At 71.0% G+C, this 4,835-nt stretch carries 2 protein-coding genes; both read left to right on the top strand.

Going from position 1 to position 4,835, the window contains the following annotated elements; all coding sequences use genetic code 11:
• A partial coding sequence (locus ACI2L1_RS44865; protein ID WP_404745253.1) for an SDR family NAD(P)-dependent oxidoreductase occupies positions 1–2,673 on the top strand: 2,673 nt, incomplete at its 5' end.
• 101 nt (positions 2,674–2,774) lie between these two features.
• The coding region (locus tag ACI2L1_RS44860; RefSeq protein WP_404745254.1) for a type I polyketide synthase at positions 2,775–4,835 on the top strand (2,061 nt) is incomplete at its 3' end.

Below are 4,835 nucleotides of genomic sequence, written 5' to 3'. Positions count from 1 at the left end.
TTTCGTGGTGAGGGGCGTCGGGTGCGCTGGCTTGAGGTCAGCCACGCCTTTCACTCGCCGTTGATGGAGCCGATGCTGGAGGACTTCCGCCAGGTGGTGGGCAAGTTGACCTTCCACCCGGCCACTGTCCCGGCGGTTTCCACGGTGACGGGTGAGCCGGATCCGGCGTGGGACGATCCGGAGTACTGGGTGGAGCATGTGCGCCGTCCGGTGCGCTACGGCGATGCGGTCACCGCCCTGGACACCCTCGGCGTGACCCGTTTCGTGGAGATCGGCCCGCAGGGTGTCCTGACGGCCCTGACCCAGCAGAACCTCCCCGATGACACCCGAGCCGTCACGGCCGTCCCCAGTCTGCGCGCAGGCCAGGACGAACCCCACACCCTGCTGACGGCGCTGGCCCGCCTGCACGTCACCGGTGTCCCGGTCGACTGGCAGGCCTTCTACAAGGGCGAGCACGCCCTCCGTATCGATCTGCCCACCTACGCCTTCCAACACGATCACTACTGGACCCAAGCCGCAGCGCCGGCGGTGCAGCGGGCCGACGCCCTGGACGCGGCCTTCTGGGACGCCGTGGAGTCGGAGCAGCCGGACGACTTCGCGGAGTTGTTGGGGGTGGAGGCTGGGGCGGTGTCGGCCGTACTGCCCGCGATGGCCCGGATGCGTGGTCGGCAACGGGACCAGCAGCTCATGGACAGTTGGCGATACCGGGTCGAGTGGCGGTCCGTGCCGCTCGGAGACGGGCCGGGGCCTACGGGAACCTGGCTGGTCCTGCTGCCCGCCCGCCCGACGCGCGGAGAACTGGCGGAGCGGATCCTGGACGGTCTGGCCGCCCAGGGCGTGAAGGCCGTACCGGTCGAAGCGTCCGGAGCGGACCGGGCGGCTCTAGCCGTGATCCTGGCCGAGCACGCGGCCGAGGAGGCCCCGCAGGGTGTTCTCTCCCTGCTCGCGTTGGACGTCGCCGACAGCACGGAGCACCCGGGTCTCTCCCGTGGCTGTGCGGACACGGTTGTCCTGGCGCAGGCGCTGGCGGACGCCGCCCTGACCGCCCGGCTCTGGGTGGTCACCTCGGGTGCAGTGGCCGTCGGCCAGGACAAGAGCGCGGCTGCGCCGCAGGCGGCGGTCTGGGGTGTGGGTACGTCGTTGTCGCTGGAGCAGCCGGACACCTGGGGCGGCCTGATCGACATACCCGAGGACCCGGATGACGAGACGGTCCGCCGGTTGTGCGCGGTGCCGGCCGAGGCCGTGGAGGCCGGAGAGGACCGGCTGGCGGTCCGCACCACGGGTGTCCATGCCTGTCGGATGGTCCGTGCGCCGGGGGGCGACGGCATCCACAACGACCCGGTGTGGGCGCCGCGCGGCACCGTCCTCGTCACCGGCGGCACCGGAGGACTCGGCGCGCACGTCGCCCGCACACTGGCGGCGCTCGGTGCGCCGGAGCTGCTGCTCACCAGCCGCCGGGGGCCGGCCGCCGACGGGGCGGCGGAACTGGCCGCCGAACTCGAGGCGCTGGGCACCAGCGTACGGATCGAGGCCTGTGACGTGGCGGACCGCGACCGGCTCGCCGCGCTGCTGTCGTCCGTGCCCGAGGACCGGCCGCTGTCCGCGGTCGTACACGCCGCGGGCGTCCCGCAGCGGATCGCACCGCTGACCGAGCTGACCCTGGAGGGGTTCGCCGAAGTCGGCCGGGCCAAGGTGCTGGGCGCCCGCCATCTGGACGACCTGCTCGGGGACCAGCCCCTGGACGCCTTCGTCCTGTTCTCCTCCGGTTCTGCCGTGTGGGGCAGCGCGGGACAGGCGGCCTACGCCGGCGCCAACGCCTATCTCGACGGTCTCGCGCGGCAGCGCCGGGCACGCGGTCGTATCGCCACCGCCATCGCCTGGGGCTCCTGGCAGGGCGGCATGGTCGACGAGGAACTGGCCGCCGTGATGCGTCGCATCGGTGCCCCGGCCATGGACCCGGAGCGGGCGCTGGCCTGTCTGCGCCGCGAACTGGCTTGGGGCGAGGCGCATGTTGTCGTGGCGGACTTCGACTGGGACCGGTTCGTGCCCACGTACACGATGGCCCGGCCGCGGCCCCTGCTCGACCTCGTCCCCGAGGTGCGGGAGCTGCTGGACAGCGACGGCGACAATCCGAGGGACGCGTCGGCGCCGGTCCCGGACCTTGTGGCGCGGCTCGCGCAGATGCCGCCCGCGGAGCAGTCGCGCACGCTGCTCACCCTGGTCCGTACGCACGTAGCCGAGCTGCTCGGCTACGACGATCCGGCGGAGCTCGATCCCGGCCGCGCCTTCGACGACCTCGGCTTCGACTCGGTGGTCGCGGTCGACCTGCGCAACCGTCTAGCCAGGGCCACGGGCCGGAAGCTGCCGAGCACGATGGTGTTCGACTACGCCAACCCCGTGGCCCTCGCCGAGTATCTGCGGACCGAACTGTGCCCCGACGGCAACGCCCCGACCGCACAGGCCGTCCTCGAACAACTGGCGCGTCTCGAAACGACCGTCACAGGGTTCGGGGCCGAGGAGATCGCCGAGCTGAACATAGTCCCCTTGCTTCGGGCGCTCGCCGCACGGCTCGGCGAGTCGCCCGATACGGCGGAGGACGTCGACACCCAGCTGGAGAGCGCGTCGGCAGACGACGTCTTCGACTTCATCGACAAGGAACTGGGCCTCACCTGAGCCCGCCCCGTCCCCTTCCTCCTGGCTTGAGCCCCCGGCCCGCAAGCCCCCTCGTGACGATCGTGACGACCTTTCAGACCAAGGACTCGGTGGCACCCGACATGGCGGATGAGCAGAAACTTCTCGACTACCTCAAGCGAGTGACGGCCGATCTGCACCAGACGCGTCGCCGCCTGGACGAGCTGGAGAACCAGGACACCGAGCCTGTCGCGATCATCGGAATGGCCTGCCGTTACCCGGGCGGGGTGACCTCTCCGGAGGAGCTGTGGCAGCTGGTCGCGGAGGGCCGTGACGCGATCTCGGAGTTCCCCGACGACCGCGGCTGGGACCTGGCCCGGCTCCAGGACGGCGACCCGGAGCGGGCCGGCACCAGCTATGTCGGCGAGGGCGGCTTCGTCGACGACGTGGCCGGCTTCGACGCGGGCTTCTTCGGCATGAACCCCCGGGAGTCCCTGTCCACCGACCCGCAGCAGCGACTGCTGCTCGAGACGTCCTGGGAGGCCGTCGAGCGGGCAGGCATCGACCCCCTCTCACTGCGCGGACGCAAGGTCGGAGTCTTCGCCGGTTCGGGCATCCAGGACTACGGCGACCTCCTCGACACCGTGCCCGAGATCAGCGAGGCGTACATGTCCACGGCCGGCGCGGCCTCGGTGATCTCCGGGCGGATCTCGTACGTCCTGGGCCTGGAGGGTCCGGCCGTCACCGTGGACACGGCGTGCTCGTCGTCGTTGGTCGCCCTGCATCTCGCCGCCCAGGCCCTGCGCAACGGCGAGTGCACTCTCGCGCTCGCCGGCGGCGTGATGGTCATGTCCACCCCGTCCCCCTTCGTCGCCTTCAGCCGTCAGCGTGGGCTGTCGGCCGATGGTCGGTGCAGGTCGTTCGCGGCGGCGGCGGACGGTACGGGGTGGTCTGAGGGTGTCGGGCTGCTGCTCCTGGAGCGGTTGTCGGATGCGCGGCGGAACGGTCATCGGGTGTTGGCGGTGGTGCGGGGCAGTGCGGTGAATCAGGACGGGGCGAGTAATGGTTTGACGGCGCCTAATGGTCCGTCGCAGCAGCGGGTGATCCGGGCTGCGTTGGCGAACGCGGGGTTGTCGGCGGCGGATGTGGATGCGGTGGAGGGGCATGGGACCGGGACCCGGTTGGGGGATCCGATCGAGGCGCAGGCGTTGCTGGCGACGTATGGGCAGGAGCGTCCCTCGGGTGAACGGCCTTTGTGGTTGGGGTCGTTGAAGTCGAACTTGGGTCATGCGCAGGCGGCTGCGGGGGTGGCGGGTGTCATCAAGATGGTGATGGCGCTGCGCGAGGGTGTGTTGCCGAGGACGTTGCATGTGGATGAGCCGACGTCTCAGGTGGACTGGTCGGCGGGGAATGTCCGGCTGTTGACGGAGGCGGTGCCGTGGCCCGCGGAGGGGCGTGCGCGGCGGGCGGGTGTGTCGTCGTTCGGGCTGAGCGGGACGAACGCGCATGTGATCGTGGAGGAGGCACCGGTCGAGGAGCCGGTGGATGTCGTCGAGTCCGGGCCGGTGGGTGTGCTGCCGGTGGTGGTGAGCGCGAAGTCGGCTCCGGCGCTTGCGGGGCAGGCCGAGCGGTTGCGGGAGTTCGTGGCGGGCGGGGAGTCGGTGCGGTTGGTGGATGCCGCGTATTCGCTTGCGGTGTCCCGGGCTGGGCTGGAGCACCGGGCGGTGGTGCTGGCGTCGGATACCGGGGAGTTGGTGGCGGGGCTGGAGTCGCTGGCTGCGGGGGAGGGCAGCTCGCGGTTGGTGCGGGGGAGTGTGGGTGAGGGGCTGACGGCGTTCACGTTCTCGGGTCAGGGGGCTCAGCGGGCGGGGATGGGTGCGCAACTGGCGGGCCGGTTCCCGGAGTTCCGGTCTTCTTTGGTCGAGGTGTGTGCTCTGTTGGAGGAGCCGGTCGGCCGGCTGCTGCTCGGCGACGATCCCGCTGCTTCTGACGGTTGGGGTACGGGTCTGGCGCAGCCGGCGGTGTTCGCGTTGCAGGTCGCCCTGGTCCGGTTGTGGAGGGCATGGGGCATCGAGCCGGATGTGGTGGCTGGTCATTCGGTGGGTGAGGTCGCTGCTGCGTATGCGGCGGGGGTGTTGTCTCTGGAGGATGCGTGCGCGTTGGTCACGGCTCGTGGCCGGTTGATGCAGGCGTTGCCGGTGGGT

Origin of the sequence: Streptomyces sp. NPDC019531 (genome assembly GCF_044903305.1) — a bacterium.
In the GTDB taxonomy this organism is placed as follows: Bacteria; Actinomycetota; Actinomycetes; order Streptomycetales; family Streptomycetaceae; genus Streptomyces.
The sequence above is the reverse complement of the archived record's forward strand: the minus strand, read 5'-3'. Positions and strand labels throughout refer to the sequence as shown.